The organism is Luteimonas sp. RC10, from assembly GCF_014192745.1.
Classification (GTDB): domain Bacteria; phylum Pseudomonadota; class Gammaproteobacteria; order Xanthomonadales; family Xanthomonadaceae; genus Luteimonas.
The window spans coordinates 145181-161066 of sequence record NZ_JACHYJ010000009.1; the positions used below are offsets into that span (position 1 = coordinate 145181).

The following is a 15886-nucleotide window of genomic DNA, read 5'->3' on the forward strand; positions in this document are numbered from 1 at the left end:
GAAGGAACGCGAATCGTGCGCATTCCTTCGTGCGAATGGAGGGGCTTAGGCGAGCGTCAGGCGGCCGAGGCGATCAGCGGCAACTCGAGCGTCGGCGCGCGCGCCGCGTGGTACTCATCGAGCAGACTGGCGGCCATGTCGGTGCAGCTGCCGCAGGTGGCGCCACAGCCGGTGCGCATCGTCAGCTCCGACACTTCGCGGCAGCCGTGCGCAGCGGCCTGGCGGATCTGGGTGTCGGTGACGCCGTTGCAGATGCAGACGAACAAGGCTGCGGTCCTGGCCGGGGCTGGGAGCCCTATTCGGCCACAAACGAGAATCACTGTCAAATGAGAAACGTTCAGCTGTGTCCGTCGGAATCGCGGTTACGCAGCGCTTCGGGGCGACGCGCACGCCGCTGCGGCCGCCGCCCCCGGGGGCGCTCGACCGCGGCTTGCGGAATCGCCTGGGTCCCGGCGACCTTGCGCGCGTACGGCGCCAGATGCCGCAGTGCGCTGACGTAGACGCCGCGCTTGAACACCACCACATGATCGAGCGGGTACCAGAAGTCCACCCACCGCCAATGATCGAACTCTGGCTTGTCCGACAGGTCGAGCCGCAGATGGGTCTCCTCACCGACGAACTGCAGCAGGAACCAGACCTGCTTCTGGCCGATGCAGACGATACGGTCGTTGCGGCGGATCGCCCGCTGCGGCAGGCGATAGCGCAGCCAGCCGGGCGTCGCCCCGAGCACGGAAACGTGCTCGGGCAACAGCCCGGTCTCCTCACGCAACTCGCGGTACATGGCCTCGAGCGGCGTCTCGTCGGTATTCATCCCGCCTTGCGGGAACTGCCAGCCGTCGCGGCGCACCCGGCGCGCCCAGAACACGCGCCCGTCCGGGTGCATCAGCACGATGCCGACATTGGGTCTGAACCCGTCCGGATCGATCACGATGCGGACTCCTAATACGATTGACTGAGCGTCACTGTGCTCGACTCTGCCACGGCGCCGGCGGGGCGACAAGCGGTCGCAGCCCCGGTCCGCGCCACGCCCGCAGCCACCTCGCATGGCGGCGTTCAGGTCGGGGCACCGGCTGTGCACCAGGGCTCGGGCGGGGATCGGACATGTATCGAGCCGCCACGGCGACGACCGGCTTGACCGACGCGCTGCCTCAGACGCGACGACCGGATACATGATCGCGCCGGCACCGCACCTGGCCGCCTCGGACGCATGGCGCAGGCACGCACTGGCGTGCCGATACCGGGCATCGACAGGTGCGAGGATCGCAGACAGCAAAAACCCGCCGGGCGGCGGGTTTTTGAAGCGGTTCCGATGGTGGCTATGGGTGGACTCGAACCACCGACCCCAGCATTATGAGTGCTGTGCTCTAACCGGCTGAGCTACATAGCCATCGGGCGCCGTCGCGTTGGCGACGAGCCGCGCATTCTGCAACGCGCGGCGGCCCGCGTCAACGGGCCACCGCCTTCGCCTCAGCGGGTCGCGGGTGCCGCCGGGGTCTCGCGCAGGCCCAACTGGTCGAGCATGAACGCGTACATCTCGGCCGACTCGCGGTAGCGGCGGAAACGGCCCGACTTGCCGCCGTGTCCGGCCTCCATATTGGTGCGGAACACCACCGGATGGGTGCCGGTGTTGACGTCACGCAACCGCGCCACGTACTTCGCCGGTTCCCAGTACTGGACCTGCGAATCCCACAGCCCGGTGCCGACGAACATCGCCGGGTAGGCCTTGGCTTCGAGGTTGTCGTAGGGCGAGTAGCCGAGGATGTAGTCGTAATAGCGCTTGTCCTCCGGGTTGCCCCACTCGTCATACTCGTTGGTGGTCAGCGGGATGCTCGGGTCGAGCATCGTCGTGACCACGTCGACGAACGGCACCTGCGACAGGATCACCCGGTACTTCTCTGGCGCCATGTTCGAGATCGCGCCCATCAGCAGGCCGCCGGCACTGCCGCCATAGGCGGCGACGCGGTCGGGCGCCGCATAGCCGCGCTTGACCAGGTCGTCGGTGACGTCGATGAAGTCGGTGAAGGTGTTGACCTTGTTGAGCAGCTTGCCGTCGTCATACCAGGCGCGGCCCATTTCCTCGCCGCCGCGGATGTGCGCGATCGCATAGACCATGCCGCGGTCGAGCAGGCTGACATTGGTCACGCTGAAGCCCGGATCCATCGAGGCCCCGTAGCTGCCGTAGCCGTACTGCAGCATCGCCGCCGTGCCGTCCTTCTCGAAGCCTTTGCGGTAGACCAGCGAGACCGGCACGCGCTGGCCGTCGCGCGCAGTCGTCCACACGCGCTCGGTGACGTAGTTGGCCGGGTCGTAGCCGATCACCGCCTGCTGCTTGAGCTGGCGACGCTCGCCGGTACGCGTGTTGACCTCGAACGTCGTCGCCGGCGTGGTCAGCGAGGTGTAGCTGTAGCGCAGCCAGTCGGTGTCTGGCTCGGAATTGATCGACAGGCCCATCGCGTAAGCGGGTTCGTCGGCCTGCACGAAGGTGTCGCTGCCGTCGGCCTTGAGCACGCGCACGCGGGTCAGCGCCTGCGCACGTTCCTCGATGGCGGTGAAGCCGTCGAACAGTTCGTAGCCTTCGATGTACACATCGTCGCGGTGCGGCACCAGGTCGGTCCACTGCCGGCGCGAGGTCGCATCGCTGGGCGCGGTGACGAGCTTGAAGTTCGTGGCCTTGTCCGCATTGGTGCGGATCACCCAGCGGTCGCCGTAGTGGTCGGCGTCGTATTCGACATCGCGCGCGCGCGGCGCGAGCACGGTGAACGTCTCGGGATTGTCGGCCGGGGCATAGCGCAGCTCGCTCGACACGGTGCTGCCCAGGCCGATGACGATGAAGCGGTCGTCGCGGGTGCGATCGATGCCCATGTAGAAGCTGTCGTCCTTCTCCTCGTAGACCAGCACGTCGTCGGCGACCGGCGTGCCGAGCACGTGCTTCTTCACGCGCACGGTGAGCAGGGTCTCCGGATCGTTCTCGACGTAGAACAGGGTCTTGCCGTCGTCGGCCCAGACCAGGTTCGCCGACACGCCGGGGATGGTCTCGGGATAGATCTCGCCGGTCTCCAGGTTCTTGAAGCGCACCGTGTACTGGCGCCGGCCATTGGTGTCATCGGCGTAGGCCAGGATGCGGTTGTCGCGGGTCACGTCCCAGTCGCCGACCGCGTAGTAGTCCTTGCCCTCGGCGAGCTGGTTGACGTCGAGCATCACCTGCTCACCGGCGAAGTCGCCCTTGGCGTTCGCAGCCTGGATCGACAGCGCATCGACGCCGGGACCGTCCGCGCGGCGCGCATGCACCGGGTAATCCTTGCCGGTCTCGAAGCGCGCGTAGTACCAGAAGCCGCGATCGCGGTACGGCACCGAGCTGTCGTCCTGCTGGATCCGGCCGACGATCTCGTCATAGAGACGGTCCTCGAGCGGCTTGAGCGGCGCGAGCATCGCATCGGCATAGGCGTTCTCGGCGTTGAGATACGCCAGCATCGCCGGATCCTCGCGCTTGTCGTCGCGCAGCCAGTAGTAGACGTCCTCGCGCGTCGCACCGTGCGGCGCCTTGACGGTATGCGGGCGCTGCTCGACATCGGGCGGAACCGGCGCGGCAGCGTGGGTGACGGGAGAAACGCTCATCAGGCTCAGACTCGTCAGGATCGGCGCGGCCAGCAACGCGGCCGCGCGGGGGAAAGGTGTCTTCATAGGTGGGTCCACTCGCTGCCGATGCAACGTCAGAAAGAACACCGGCCGCGAAGGCGGCCGGTGCACGAGGGCATCACTTGCCCAGTTGCTGCCACAGGAACGTCAGGTAGAGCGCGTCCATATGGGCCTGTTGGCGGTTGTTCGCCGCGCCGCCATGGCCGCCTTCGATGTTCTCGTAGTAGCGCACGTCCTTCCCGGCCTCCGACATCCTGGCCATCATCTTGCGCGCGTGGCCGGGGTGCACGCGGTCGTCGCGCGTCGAGGTCAGGATCAGCGTCGGCGGATAGTCCTTGGCCGGGTCGAACAGGTGGTACGGCGAGAACGTGCGGATGAACTCCCACTCTTCCGGCTTGTCCGGATTCCCGTACTCGGCCATCCACGACGCACCGGCCAGCAACTGGTGATAGCGGCGCATGTCGAGCAGCGGCACCTGGATCACCACCGCGCCGAACAGCTCCGGGTACTGGGTGAGCATGTTGCCGGTGAGCAGGCCGCCGTTGCTGCCACCGCGGATGCCCAGGTGGGCCGGGGATGTGATCTTGCGGTCGATCATGTCCTGGGCGACCGCGGCGAAGTCCTCGTAGGCCTTGTGGCGGTTCTGCTTGAGCGCCGCCTGGTGCCAGCGCGGACCGTACTCGCCACCGCCGCGGATGTTGGCGACCGCGTACACGCCGCCCTTCTCCAGCCAGCCCTTGCCCACGCCGCCCGAGTAACCCGGAGTCAGCGAGATCTCGAAACCACCGTAGCCGTAGAGCAGCGTCGGATTGCTGCCGTCGAGCTGCATGTTCTTCGGGCGCACCAGGAAATACGGCACGCGGGTGCCGTCCTTAGACGTGGCGAAGTGCTGCTCGACCTCGTGGGTGCTGGCGTCGAAGAACGCCGGCATGGTCTTGAGGATTTCGGGCGCCTTGTCGCTGCCGACGTCCGCCAGCATCAGCGTGCTGGGCGTGAGGTAGTCGGTGACGGTCATCCACACCGCGTCGGACTCGTCGCTGTCGACCGCGGTGACCGCGACCGTGCCCAGTTCGGGCACGCCGGCCAGTGCGCTGCGCGCCCAGCCGTCGGCGCCGGGGGTCAGCACGGTGAGCGTGTTCTTGACGTCCTCGAGCACGTTGAGCACGAGGTGGTGCTTGGTCCAGGTCGCACCGGCGAGCGAGGTCGTCTCGGTCGGCTCGAACAGCACCTCGAACTCGCGCTTGCCGGCCATGAAGTCGTCGAACTTCGTCACCAGCAACGAGCCCGCCGGATAATCGCGACCGCCGACGTTCCAGGCCTCGCGCAGTTCCAGCATCAGCCAGTCGTGGTGGACCGACTTGTTGGCCGAGTTCGGCGCGTCGACCTTGGTCAGCTGACCAGGCGCTCCTGCGCATCCTGCGCCCGCGCCACTCGCACATCCATGTGCATCGTCGGCGCCGCGCAGATAGAGCTCATCGTTGTAGAAGGCCAGCGTGCGGCTGACGAAATCGCGCTCGAAGCCCGGCGTGTCGTCGTGCATCGCGGCGATGTACATGTCGTCCGGCTTGCCCTCGTAGACCAGCGTGGCCTGGTCCATCGACTGGCCGCGCGCCAGCTGCTTGACGATGCGCGGGTAGCCCGACGAGGTCAGCGACCCGTCGCCGAAATCGGTGTAGACGTAAACGTTGTCCTGGTCGATCCAGCCCAGTCCGCCCTTGGCCTCGTCGCGGAAGAAGCCGCCGTCGACCCAGGACTTGGTCGACACGTCGAACTCGCGCGTCACGTCGGCGTCGGCGCCGCCGCGCGAGAGCGCGATCAGGCAACGGGTGTAGGCCGGACGCAGGCAGCTGGCACCGTGCCACACCCAGTTCTCGCCCTCGGCCTTGTTGAGCGCGTCGAGGTCGAGCACGGTCTCCCATTTGGGCTGCGGCTTGCGGTACTCCTCGAGCGTGGTACGGCGCCAGATGCCGCGCTCGTGGTTCCGGTCGCGCCAGAAGTTGTAGTACCACTCGCCCTGCTTGTAGGCGACCGGGATCTTGTCGTCGGAATCGTAGATCGCCAGCAGGTCGGACTCGAGTTGCTTGAACTCGGGCGTGGCGGCGAGCTCGGCCTCGGCCTTGGCGTTCTGGGTGCGGACCCAGTCGAGGGCCTTGTCGTCGGTGACGGCTTCGAGCCACTGGTAGGGATCGTTCACGGCGGCCTCCTGGGCGGATGCGGTGCCCATCGAGAGACCGGCGGAGATCCCGGCGGCGAGGCAGAGCTTGGACAATGGGGACATGGCGCCTCCGGCGGGCGGGGATTCAAGTAACCCCCAACGCTAGCACGGGCATCGGCGGCCGCCGCATGACCAAAGTCACCCCTCCCGGCGCCGCGACCTCAGCGGCCCAACGGCAACCAGCCTGCTGCGGCGAGCGCGGCGCGCAGGGGTGTGGCCGTGCGGCGACGCGGCGCGGGCCGGCGGGCCGCCTGCGGAAGGCCTGGCCGACGCCGCCGCAAGACCGCTGACGAGGCCAGCTTGCGGCGGCGCGGCAGGCGAAGCACGCACCAGGTGAGCCAGGCGGCCGCAGGCATGCCGACCAGCCACAGCGGCGGCCAGCCGAATGCGGCGACGCCGCTGCGCAGCCCGGGAAACGACAGCAGCGCGACACTGCCCAGGAACAGCAGGCCGAGCAAGCCGGCGCCGACGAGGGAACGGGGATCGGAGGCAGGCGATTCGAAGACATTCGACATGGCGACAGAAACTCCCAGCGCGCCCGGTTTGGGCCGTGCGGAGAGTCTGGGTCGCGCCCATCTCATGGACTGCGACATCGCCTGAGCGACCGGAAACGAGCGCGGTCGCGCGCCCTGCCCGATGTCGCGCCCCATGGACACGGCGCATGCCGTGCCCCGGCGACGGCATACCGGCCGCGCGTCCGACACAGCGTGGCGGGTCGCGCGACCGGGAGCGCCGATCAGCGCTCGTACTTCGACAGCGCCAGTTCCAACAGCGAGCGGGCCTGCTCGCGCAGCGCGACAGGCTCGGCGATCTGCGCATCGGCGCCGTAATGCAGCACGTCCATCAACAACTCGCGCGCGTTGCTGTAGGGCACCTTGAGCTCGTAGCGGCCGTCGGGCAGGAACCGGCCCTGCTGTTGCGAATGCCAATGCTCGTCGGCGACCCAGCGCGCGGCGCGGGCCTCGAACAGGATCGTCGCCACGCCCTTGGGTGGGCCGGAGAAGATGCCGTAGCTGCCAGCCAGATGGGTGTCGAGTTCGGCATCCTCGATGTCGCGTGCCTGACCGGGCAGCATGCGCGCGTTGGTGATGCGATCGACCGAGAAGCTGCGCAGGGCGTCGCGATCGTGGTCCCAGGCATCGAGATACCAGTTGTCGCGGTAGTGGGTGATGCGCTGCGGGGAGACCGTGCGGCGGGTGCGCTCGTCGGTCGAGCGGGCGCGGTACTCGAACGCGAGCTGGCGACGCTCGAGTACCGCCGAGCAGACGTTGCGGAACGCGTGCTCGTCCATGCGCCGGCCGCGATGCGGTACCACGCGCACACGCTGCACCGGCCACTGCTTGCCGGCCGAGTGTTCGTCGAGCAGCTTCTCGATCCGCGACTGCAGCGGTGCCAGCGCGCTCGACAGCACGCCGCCACCACTGCGCGAGAGCAGTTGCTGGGCGGCGAGCAAGGCGTGCAGTTCGCCCGAGCTCAGCCACAGGCCCGGCAACTCGAAGCGGTCGCCCTCGGCGCTGTCGTAGCGGAAGCCCGCATCGCCATCGCCCACGACCGGCGCCATCAGTGCATCGCGCAGAAACGCCAGGTCGCGGTAGACAGTGGCGCGCGAGCATTCCAGTTCGTCCTGCAGCCGCGCCACCGTGACCGGGTAGCGCGAGGTCTTGAGGATGCGGTGCAACGAGAGGATGCGTTCGTATCGGTCCATGCGCCGATTATGGCCCGTCGTCGCGGCCCGCGGCGCGATGGCGCGCCGGATAACCGCTCGCTAACGGGTCGGCTCTAGACTCGCGCGCGGATCAGGAGATGGCCCGGCATGACGCACCCCAGACGCGATCGCACCGGCGCGATCGCCGCAGCACTCACGCTCGCCTGTCACTTGGCGGCTCTGGCCTGGCTGCGGTCTGGCCCCGCCGGACCACATGCCCCCCGCCCCGACGATCGCCCGCTCCAGGTGGTCTGGATCGCCCCCGAGCCAGCGACCGCGCCTGGTGTCGCCCCGTCGCCTGCGCCCCGCGTGGCGCAAGCGCCGTCCCTGCGTTCGGGGCCATCGACCGCACCGACACCGCGGCCCGGCCTGACGGCGGTCGAGATCGCGCCGGCCGCCACCCCCGATGTCGAACCCTCCGCCGCGCCGCTGCATGCCCAGGCCCGGGCATGGGCGCGCGCCCAGGCGGCGCCGGTCGACTTCGTCCCCGACCCGCTGCGCCATCGCGCGCCGCCGCGTCCCGATGGCACCTTCGCGATGCGCGCACCGATCTCGGCGCAGGACGTGGTCGAGGGCATCGGCGCGCTGGTCTTTGGCGGCGGGCCGACCGACCCCTGCCCGCAGATCCGACGCAACCTCGCCAATGCCGACCTCGGCGCCGGGCGGGCACTGGCCGAGGAAGAATTGCACCGGCTGCAGCGCGACTGCCTGTAGCGGAATCCGCGCAGCTCAGTCGCGCGCGCCGGCCTTGCGCACATGGGCCAGCGCCGCGGCAGCGACGCGCGCGGCCTGGCCGCGCAGCTCAGGCATCGCGATGCTTTCCCACAATGTGCCGATCCGCGGAATCCCCAACGTCCACAGGCCCGGCACCGTCGCCCCCGAACGATCGCGCACACCGCCGGCAGCGTCGGTGTCGATGCCCATGCCGTGCGGCCCGGGACGCGCCAGCCCCAGCGCGTGCAATGCCGCCGGCAGCGTGCCTGGCACCTGCGTCGGCCGCTTCTCCAGTCCGGTCGCGTTGACGATGCGATCGACCACGAGGCGCTCGTCGTCGCTGCACCGACGACGACGCCAGTCGAGCTGCCACCGGCCGTCGTCGCGCGCCGACACCGCCATCACCCGGCCGGCATGCAGTGAGAAGCGGCCATCGCGGCGCATCGCCTCGACCACCGCAGCCGCCTCTGGCGCGATGCGATGCCGATGGATATCCCAATGGCGCACCGCATGACGCAGGAAGCGGGCCTGCTCGGCCGGCGGCCAGGCCTGCCACAGCGTCTGCACCCGCGGGCGCAGCCGCTCGAGCGCGTCCTGCCAGGGCCGGCCCTGGGCCTGCGCCTCGGCGGCCCATTGCCGCAGCAGGCGCATGCGCGCACGCACGCCCAACGGCAGCAGGGGCTCGACGCCCCCGGCCTGCGGCACCGTCCCCGGCGCGTGGGCCAGCGGCAGCAGCCCGTGGCGCGAGATCGCAACGATCCGGCCGCGATGTCCATTGGCATGCAGCGTCAGCAGCACGTCGACCATGCTCAGCCCCGCGCCCACGATCGCGACGTCGGCCTCCGGCGCGATCGCAGCCACCGCCGCGTAATGCCAGGCCTCGATGATGCCGGGTGCGGCCGCGCCGACGCCGGACACCGGCAGCGCGGCGGGCACCCCACCGGTCGCCAGCACCACCGCGCGCGCGCGCAAGCCGGTGCCCGCGCCGGTCCGCAACGCGAAGCCGGGTGCGGCCGGGCGGATCTCGTCGACTGTCTCGGTCAGGCGTATCAGCGTGCCGGCCTGCAGCGCCGCTGCCAGCCGGGCCTGCAGGTAGTCGCCATAGACACGGCGCGGCGCGAACGTCGCCGGCAAGGCCTCGGCCGGGCGTGCCGCCGTGCTTGGCGCCGCGCGCAGGAACGCCAGGAAGTCGTCCGGCCGGTCGTCGAACGCGCTCATCCGCGCGGCGTTCACATTGAGCAGGTGCTCGTCACGCGGTGTCGAGTACGCCACGCCCTGGGCCAGAGTCGGCCGCGGTTCGACCAGCGCCACGCGCAGGTCAGGAGTTGCGAGCAGGTGCAGCGCCACCAGGGCGCCGGCCGCGCCGCCCCCGATCACGGCAACATCGACGTCGGGAAGAGCAGGCTGGGACACGGCAGAATCCTTGGGCGCGGACCGAGCATTATCGCGCGTCCCGCTCCGCCGCCCGGTTGCCCCGGACTGCGAACCGGCAGCTGAACCCAGGACGCCGATCGAGGGCCCTCGGGTTGGAAGCGTCGGATGCGCTCGGCATAATCGGCTGTAACCGATTTCATGAATGGCTGTCATGCTCGCTGGCTGGTGGCTGGCTTTCGCAGGCCTGCCGATCTACACACAACCGCTTCCGGCCGCACCGGAGCAACCGGCTGTGCTCGCCGTGGCGACGCGCCAGGTGCCGTTGCGCCGGCCGTGCTTCCGGCTCAAGTGCACGGATGCGGAATGGACCGCGAGTGCGGCCCGGCGCCGGATCTGGGCGCCGCGTGCGCCAGGCGTCCGCCCCAAGTCGGTCGCACCGCCCGTCATCCGCCTGCCCGACCGCCCGGCGATCGCGCTGTACTCGCCGTTCGCCCAGCGCGACAGCTTCCGCTCCGGCGGCAACCACGTGAAGTGGGACACCAGCTACGGGATCGAGGCGATCCGCAGCCCCGAGACCTCGTTGCGACTGGAGTTCGGCACCGGCGTGCGCATCGAGCCGTATACCGACTTCGGCACCGCGGTGCCCGGACCGGTGGCCCGGGGCCAGCTCCAGCTGTCGCAGGAACTGGGCCGCCGCGCGTCGTTCACCCAGCAGGTGCAGGTCGAGACCGGCCGCGAGAACACCTTCCTGCGGCAGACGCTGGCGTTCGACTACGAGCTGTTTCCGCAATGGACGCTGCGCTCGGACTTCGAGTTGCGCCACGACACGCTGGGCAACGGCGGCCGCGGCAGTACCGACACCGAGAGTTCGCTGAAGGTGCAGTACCAGTTCTGAGCGACCGAGTGCGCCGCTCGTGCAGTCCTCAACCGGGCAGGAACGCGCCCGCGCCGCCTTCGAGCAGGCGGGCAGCCACCGCCGACCCCAGCGCCTCGCCCTCGCCTTCCGGGGCCTCGCCCCCGGCGCGGACCGCACGGCCGTCGAGCGCCGAACCGACCAGCCCGTCGAGCAGGATCCGTCCACCGTCCAGCCGCGCGAACGCAGCGACCGGGACGTGGCAGCTGCCATGCAGGGCCCGGTTCATCGCACGCTCGGCCTCGACGCAGCGGCGCGTGGGACCATGGTCGAGCGCGGCCACCAGGGCCTGCAACTGCGGGGTATCGTCGCGGCATTCGATCGCGATCGCGCCCTGGGCCGGGGCGGGCAGCCAGTCGGGCGCATCCAGCCGCGCGCGGATGCGGGCGTCCAGGCCGAGCCGCTGCAGCCCGGCGCACGCCAGCACGATCGCGTCGTACTGCCCGCTGTCGAGCTTGGCCAGCCGGGTGTTGACGTTGCCGCGCAGGTCGAGGATCTCCAGATCCGGGCGACGCGCACGCAGCTGCGCCTGGCGCCGCAACGACGAGGTGCCCACACGCGCGCCTTCAGGCAGGGCGTCGATCGATGCGCACGTGTTGCTGACGAACGCATCGGCATGGTCGGCGCGCGCCAGGATCGCCGGCAGCGCGAACCCGGGCTCGAGCTCCATCGGCACATCCTTGAGCGAGTGCACGGCGCAGTCGGCGTCGCCGGCCTGCATCGCGATCTCCAGTTCCTTGAGGAACAGGCCCTTGCCGCCGATCGCGGCCAGCGAGCGGTCGAGCACCTCGTCGCCGCGCGTGCTCAACGGCACCAGTTCGACCTCGAGGCCGGGATGGCGCGCGCGCAGGGCCGCGGCAACATGTTCGCTCTGCCACAACGCGAGTGGGCTCTTGCGGGTGGCGATACGCAGTCGTTCCATCCGGCCATTATCGACGATCCCGGCGCCGGGACGCGAACCGCTGGATCGCTAGAGCTGGCGCACCGCGTCGCGCAGCTGCGGCACGCAGCGCCGACTGACCTCGAGCGTGCGCTCGGCGTGGCGCAGCACGGCATGGACATGGCCCTCGGCATCGCGGCGCAGTTCCAGCAGTTCGTGGCGCGCGACCAGACAATTGCGGTGGATGCGCACGAAGCGGTCGCCGAACTCCTCCTCCAGCGACTTGAGCGATTCCTCGACCAGGTCCTCGCCGCGTGCGTGGTGCACCACGACGTACTTCTCCTCGGCCTGCAGGTAACGGATGTCCTCGACCGGAATCAGCCGGAGGCTGCCGCGCAGCCGCGCGCACAAATGGGTCCGCTGACGGTCCGCCACGACCGAGGCGGCCTCGCGCCCCGCCACGAACGCACGTGCGCGCTCGACCGCTGCCTGCAGCCGTTCGGCACGCACCGGCTTGACCAGGTAGTCCACCGCGGCGGCCTCGAAGGCCTTGAGCGCATGGGCATCGTAGGCGGTGCAGAACACGATCGCCGGCCGGGGCTCGAAGGTATTGAGATGTCGGGCCGCCTCCAAGCCATCGATCCCCGGCATCGCGATGTCGAGCAACACCAGCGCCGGCGCGTGCGCCGCGCAGGCGTCCAGCGCCGCGCGACCGTCGCCGACCTCGGCAACGACCTCCACGCCCGGCACCTGCGTCAGCAATGTACGCAGCCGCTCGCGGGCGAGCGGCTCGTCGTCAGCGATCACGACCTTCATGGTCTTCCGCTCCCCTCAAGGCCCGGTCCTGCGATGGTGCCCCGAGCGGCATCCGCACGCCAGCGGGTCGACCCCGGACCGCTGGACGCTGCGGGCGCCCGGCCGCAGCGGGGCGGCCGGGATGCGCTGCGTCGCGCGCCGCAGCCCATGGCCCTGTCGCCGTCAGCCCGCGAACCGCGCGCTCAGCCAGTCGCCCAAGTCGGCGATCTCCTCGGCGCATACCGAGTGCGGCATCGGATAGGTCTGCCACTGCACATCGAAGCCGAACTGGCGCAGCAGCGCGGCGCTCTGCTGCCCGGCGATCGCGGGCACCACGGGGTCCTGCGTACCGTGCGCCATGAACACCGGCTGCGCGACCGCGCCCTTGACCAGGGCATCGTGCGCCGTGGCAGCAGCGGGCAGATAGGTCGACAGCCCGACCAACCCACCCAGCGGCGCCGTGCGGCGCAGCCCGGCTGCGAGCGTGATCGCGCCACCTTGCGAAAAGCCAGCCAGGATCACCCGCGCCGGCGGGACCCCGCGCTCGGCCTCGCGCGCGATCAGCGCATCGACCTGAGCCACCGACGTCTGCACGCCGGCCTCGTCGGCGCGATTGCCCAGGTCGATGTCGACGATGTCGTACCAGGCCCGCATGCGCACGCCGTTGTTGATCGTCACCGGGCGCACCGGCGCGTGCGGAAACACGAAGCGCAGGGCCGGCCAGTCGGGGCGGACGAGCTCGGGCACGATGGGCGCGAAGTCGTTGCCGTCGGCGCCCAGGCCGTGCAGCCAGATCACGCTCCACGCGGGCGCAGGCCCGGTCTCGCGTTCGATGCAGTCGGGCAGTGCGGTGTCGTCGTTCATTCGGATGTCGTCGTGGGACCGCCCGTCAGTGTAAGCGCTGGCCCCCCTTGGGCGGCCGAGCGTCAATCGGCGCGCGGTGCCACCGGCGCCTCGGCCTGCGCCCGCAGTTCGCTGGCACGCAGCAGCACGCGCGGCGGCGCGGCCTCCTCGGGCGTGGCGAACAGACGCGCCCGGCGCATCGCCAGCCCCAACCGCCGCGACGAGGTCAGCCGCACGATCGGAATCGAGCCGGCCAGGCCGATGATCATCGGCGACATCCACAGTGCCAACCCCGGCGATATCCACCACGCGACGATGCCCATGCCGATGCCGAGCACCGTGGTCCCGCGATAGCTGCGCCACAGCTCGCCATAGGTCTGCCGCCCATCGTCGCGCTGTTGGGCATCCCATCCCGAATCGCGCCCTGCCAGTACCTCGGCCACGCCGCGCGACTGCACGTACATGGTGACCGGCGCCATCAGCGCCGCCAGCACGTTCTCGATCAACAGGCTGACGAACCCGCGGACGGCCCCGCCGCAGCCACGGCGCATCCGCGCATCGCTCAAGGTGGCGATGTAGCCGAAGATCTTCGGCGCGAACAGCAGCACCATCGTCAGCACGAACACGCCCATGAAGCGGCCGTCGTCGATCGCCATCCAGTAGCCCGCCGCCGAAAAGCCATTCTCGCCAGGGATGCCGTGCTGCAGCGGCACCGCGAGCCCCACCAGGATCAACATCGCCCACAGCGGTGCGGTCAGGTAGTGGCCAATACCGATCAGCATGTGCCAGCGGTTGACCCAGTGCAGGCCACGCGCCGGCAGCACGCCGCCGTGCTGCAGGTTGCCCTGGCACCAGCGGCGATCGCGGATCAGCATGTCGGTCAGCGTCGGCGGCCCTTCTTCATAGCTGCCCTCGAGCGTCGGCACCATGTGCAACGCCCAGCCGCCGCGGCGCAACAGCGCCGCCTCGACGAAATCGTGGCTGAGCACGGTGCCGCGGAAGGGCGTCGTGCCCTGGAGCTCGGGCAGGCCGCCATGGGCGGCGAACGCGGCGCTGCGGATCATCGCGTTGTGGCCCCAGTAATTGCTTTCCGCGCCATGCCACCAGGCCACGCCCTGCGCGATCACCGGGCCGTACATGCGGCCGGAAAACTGCTGCATCCGCGCGAACATCGTTGTGCCGTTGACGATCACCGGCAAGGTCTGGATCAAGGCGACATCGTCGTGGCGTTCCATCGCACCGACCAGGCGCACCAGGGTGTCGCCGGTCATCAGGCTGTCGGCATCGAGGATCAGAAACTGCGGATAGCCTCCCCCCCAGCGCCGCACCCAGTCGGCGATGTTGCCGGCCTTGCGCTCACGGTTGTCCTCCCGGCGCCGGTAATAGAGCGTGACGCCCAACTCCAGCGCACGCAGCCGCGCGAAAGCCTGCACCTCGCGGGCGTGGATACCCGCGTCGCGGGTATCGCTGAGGACGAACAGATCGAACCGCTCGCCCTGCCCCGTCTCGGCCAGGGATTCGCAGATCGCCTGGACACCGGCGAACAGCCGCTCGGGATGCTCGTTATAGGTCGGCATCAACAACGCGGTGCGCGAGGCCAGGACCGGCAACGGATCCCGGGCCTCGATACCCAGCCGCGCAGGCCGCCGCAGCAGCACCATCGCAAAACCGGCCAACGAACTTGCGAATGATTGCGCGATCCAGGCGAACAACGGCACGAACACCGCCAGCAGCAGACCCTCGAGCACATCGATGCCGCCGATCCGCAGCAGCCACCAGATCTGATACGTGGCCAGTACGGTCAGGCCACCGGTCACCCCCACGATCGCGGCCCGGCGCCAGCCCATCCCGCGCGGTGCACTGGGCAGCTTCGGCGACGCCAGACGCCCCGTGCGCAATGACTGCACAGGCATGGGAATCGGATGTTCGGGCGGTAGGGGCGCAGGTGACGGCCGGATCCCCGGCGGGGCAGGCGCACTCATGCGCGGCACCGCAAAGCGAGCTCGGGCCTGGCGGGGCGCGCCACAGCTGCCGCCAATCGATCAGGGTCGAGCATCATCGTTCCGCCGCATCGCATTCAGGTAGGGCCGCAATGTAACGATGCGGTTGTAAGGGTTTCGCGAAACGGCGCGTTGGCTGGTGGGCCCACCAGGACTCGAACCTGGAACCAAAGGATTATGAGTCCTCTGCTCTAACCATTGAGCTATAGGCCCGCGCAGCGCGCATCGTACCAAGCCGGGCTCCCTGGGCACCACGATACCGCCGGCTCTGCCGGCTTTCGCGCTCATACCGCTACACCTGCTGAGGCCTGAACGACTGTCGGCAGGTGTTAGCAGAGATGGCGCTACTCCGGATGGGCAACAGCCTGGCGACCGGGCGACGGGTCGCTGCCCTTCCGAAGGCAGCGGTGAGCCGGCGGCTCAACTTGGAGCAGATTCGAGGATCGAGTCTGTTTCGAAGCGACGCTGCTCGACCCGAAGTCGCACAGCCAAACGTCGGCAGCGGCGGACTGGCGCTCGGTGGCTGCGTCGAGCGCGCCGTGGATGGCGCGCGCCCGAGTCAAGGCAGGATGCCTTGCCGAGGGAAGAGCAGCGACCAGGCGGCGGGCGGCTGCCCTTCCGAAGTAAGCAGACGGCAGCTGCTTTCAAAGCTAAACAGAACGGCGCCCCGTCCGAAGAGAAAAAGCGCACAAAGAAAAACCCCCGCCGGGAGCCCGGCGGGGGTTTAGGGTAAAGACCCTGGCGATGACCTACTCTCGCATGCTAGATGCACACTACCATCGGCGCATGTACGTTTCACTTCCGAGTTCGG

At 69.5% G+C, this 15886-nt stretch carries 12 protein-coding genes, 2 tRNA genes and 1 pseudogene; 2 read left to right on the top strand and 13 right to left on the bottom strand.

Going from position 1 to position 15886, the window contains the following annotated elements; genetic code table 11:
* Positions 1-56 precede the first annotated feature (56 nt).
* The 7 genes and pseudogenes from FHW73_RS15995 to FHW73_RS16025 form a co-directional block, all read right to left on the bottom strand.
* Positions 57-266 (bottom strand): (2Fe-2S)-binding protein, encoded by a 210-nt coding sequence (locus FHW73_RS15995; RefSeq protein WP_183427753.1) that lies wholly within the window; start codon positions 264-266, stop codon positions 57-59.
* A 152-nt stretch (positions 267-418) separates the two neighbouring features.
* Positions 419-928: pseudogene (locus FHW73_RS16000) on the bottom strand (RNA pyrophosphohydrolase); the annotation flags it as partial.
* 382 nt (positions 929-1310) lie between these two features.
* Positions 1311-1387, bottom strand: a tRNA-Met gene (locus tag FHW73_RS16005).
* Between the two features lie 80 nt (positions 1388-1467).
* Positions 1468-3681: a S9 family peptidase gene (locus FHW73_RS16010; RefSeq protein ID WP_183427755.1), complete on the bottom strand. Its 2214-nt coding sequence runs from the start codon at positions 3679-3681 to the stop codon at positions 1468-1470.
* A 73-nt stretch (positions 3682-3754) separates the two neighbouring features.
* Positions 3755-5914, bottom strand: coding sequence for a prolyl oligopeptidase family serine peptidase (locus tag FHW73_RS16015; protein WP_183427756.1), 2160 nt, complete (start codon positions 5912-5914; stop codon positions 3755-3757).
* Between the two features lie 98 nt (positions 5915-6012).
* The gene (locus FHW73_RS16020) at positions 6013-6366 is read right to left on the bottom strand and encodes a hypothetical protein (RefSeq protein WP_183427757.1); all 354 of its coding nucleotides are present in this window, start codon (positions 6364-6366) and stop codon (positions 6013-6015) included.
* Between the two features lie 221 nt (positions 6367-6587).
* Complete coding sequence (locus FHW73_RS16025; protein WP_183427758.1) at positions 6588-7556, bottom strand: YafY family protein; 969 nt, start codon at positions 7554-7556, stop codon at positions 6588-6590.
* 108 nt (positions 7557-7664) lie between these two features.
* Between FHW73_RS16025 and FHW73_RS16030 the strand changes: the two genes are divergently transcribed.
* A complete protein-coding gene (locus FHW73_RS16030; protein ID WP_183427759.1) occupies positions 7665-8270 on the top strand; it encodes a hypothetical protein in 606 nt (201 codons plus the stop codon).
* 15 nt (positions 8271-8285) lie between these two features.
* Here FHW73_RS16030 and FHW73_RS16035 read toward each other — a convergent pair whose 3' ends face one another.
* Positions 8286-9683, bottom strand: a complete 1398-nt coding sequence (locus tag FHW73_RS16035; RefSeq protein WP_183427760.1) for an FAD/NAD(P)-binding protein — start codon at positions 9681-9683, stop codon at positions 8286-8288.
* 163 nt (positions 9684-9846) lie between these two features.
* Here FHW73_RS16035 and FHW73_RS16040 point away from each other — a divergent pair, with 163 nt between their 5' ends.
* The gene (locus FHW73_RS16040; protein WP_183427761.1) at positions 9847-10539 is read left to right on the top strand and encodes a DUF481 domain-containing protein; all 693 of its coding nucleotides are present in this window, start codon (positions 9847-9849) and stop codon (positions 10537-10539) included.
* A gap of 28 nt (positions 10540-10567) precedes the next feature.
* On the opposite strand, the gene hemC is transcribed toward FHW73_RS16040, so the two are convergent.
* The 5 genes from hemC to FHW73_RS16065 all read right to left on the bottom strand — a co-directional run bounded on the left by hemC (position 10568) and on the right by FHW73_RS16065 (position 15288).
* Positions 10568-11479, bottom strand: coding sequence for a hydroxymethylbilane synthase (hemC, locus tag FHW73_RS16045; protein ID WP_183427762.1), 912 nt, complete (start codon positions 11477-11479; stop codon positions 10568-10570).
* A gap of 48 nt (positions 11480-11527) precedes the next feature.
* Complete coding sequence (locus tag FHW73_RS16050) at positions 11528-12253, bottom strand: LytTR family DNA-binding domain-containing protein (protein WP_183427763.1); 726 nt, start codon at positions 12251-12253, stop codon at positions 11528-11530.
* Positions 12254-12415: 162 nt separating this feature from the next.
* A complete protein-coding gene (locus tag FHW73_RS16055; RefSeq protein ID WP_183427764.1) occupies positions 12416-13096 on the bottom strand; it encodes an alpha/beta hydrolase in 681 nt (226 codons plus the stop codon).
* A gap of 62 nt (positions 13097-13158) precedes the next feature.
* Positions 13159-15057 (bottom strand): glucans biosynthesis glucosyltransferase MdoH, encoded by a 1899-nt coding sequence (gene mdoH, locus FHW73_RS16060; RefSeq protein WP_183427765.1) that lies wholly within the window; start codon positions 15055-15057, stop codon positions 13159-13161.
* A 155-nt stretch (positions 15058-15212) separates the two neighbouring features.
* A tRNA-Ile gene (locus FHW73_RS16065) sits at positions 15213-15288 on the bottom strand.
* Positions 15289-15886 lie beyond the last annotated feature (598 nt).

Excerpts from the sequence above, each read along its gene's own strand:
- FHW73_RS16010 (WP_183427755.1), bottom strand. The coding sequence starts at position 3,681 with ATGAAGACACCTTTCCCCCGCGCGGCCGCGTTGCTGGCCGCGCCGATC.
- FHW73_RS16015 (WP_183427756.1), bottom strand. The coding sequence starts at position 5,914 with ATGTCCCCATTGTCCAAGCTCTGCCTCGCCGCCGGGATCTCCGCCGGT.
- FHW73_RS16020 (WP_183427757.1), bottom strand. The coding sequence starts at position 6,366 with ATGTCGAATGTCTTCGAATCGCCTGCCTCCGATCCCCGTTCCCTCGTC.
- FHW73_RS16025 (WP_183427758.1), bottom strand. The coding sequence starts at position 7,556 with ATGGACCGATACGAACGCATCCTCTCGTTGCACCGCATCCTCAAGACC.
- FHW73_RS16030 (WP_183427759.1), top strand. The coding sequence starts at position 7,665 with ATGACGCACCCCAGACGCGATCGCACCGGCGCGATCGCCGCAGCACTC.
- FHW73_RS16040 (WP_183427761.1), top strand. The coding sequence starts at position 9,847 with ATGGCTGTCATGCTCGCTGGCTGGTGGCTGGCTTTCGCAGGCCTGCCG.
- hemC (WP_183427762.1), bottom strand. The coding sequence starts at position 11,479 with ATGGAACGACTGCGTATCGCCACCCGCAAGAGCCCACTCGCGTTGTGG.
- FHW73_RS16050 (WP_183427763.1), bottom strand. The coding sequence starts at position 12,253 with ATGAAGGTCGTGATCGCTGACGACGAGCCGCTCGCCCGCGAGCGGCTG.
- FHW73_RS16055 (WP_183427764.1), bottom strand. The coding sequence starts at position 13,096 with ATGAACGACGACACCGCACTGCCCGACTGCATCGAACGCGAGACCGGG.
- mdoH (WP_183427765.1), bottom strand. The coding sequence starts at position 15,057 with ATGAGTGCGCCTGCCCCGCCGGGGATCCGGCCGTCACCTGCGCCCCTA.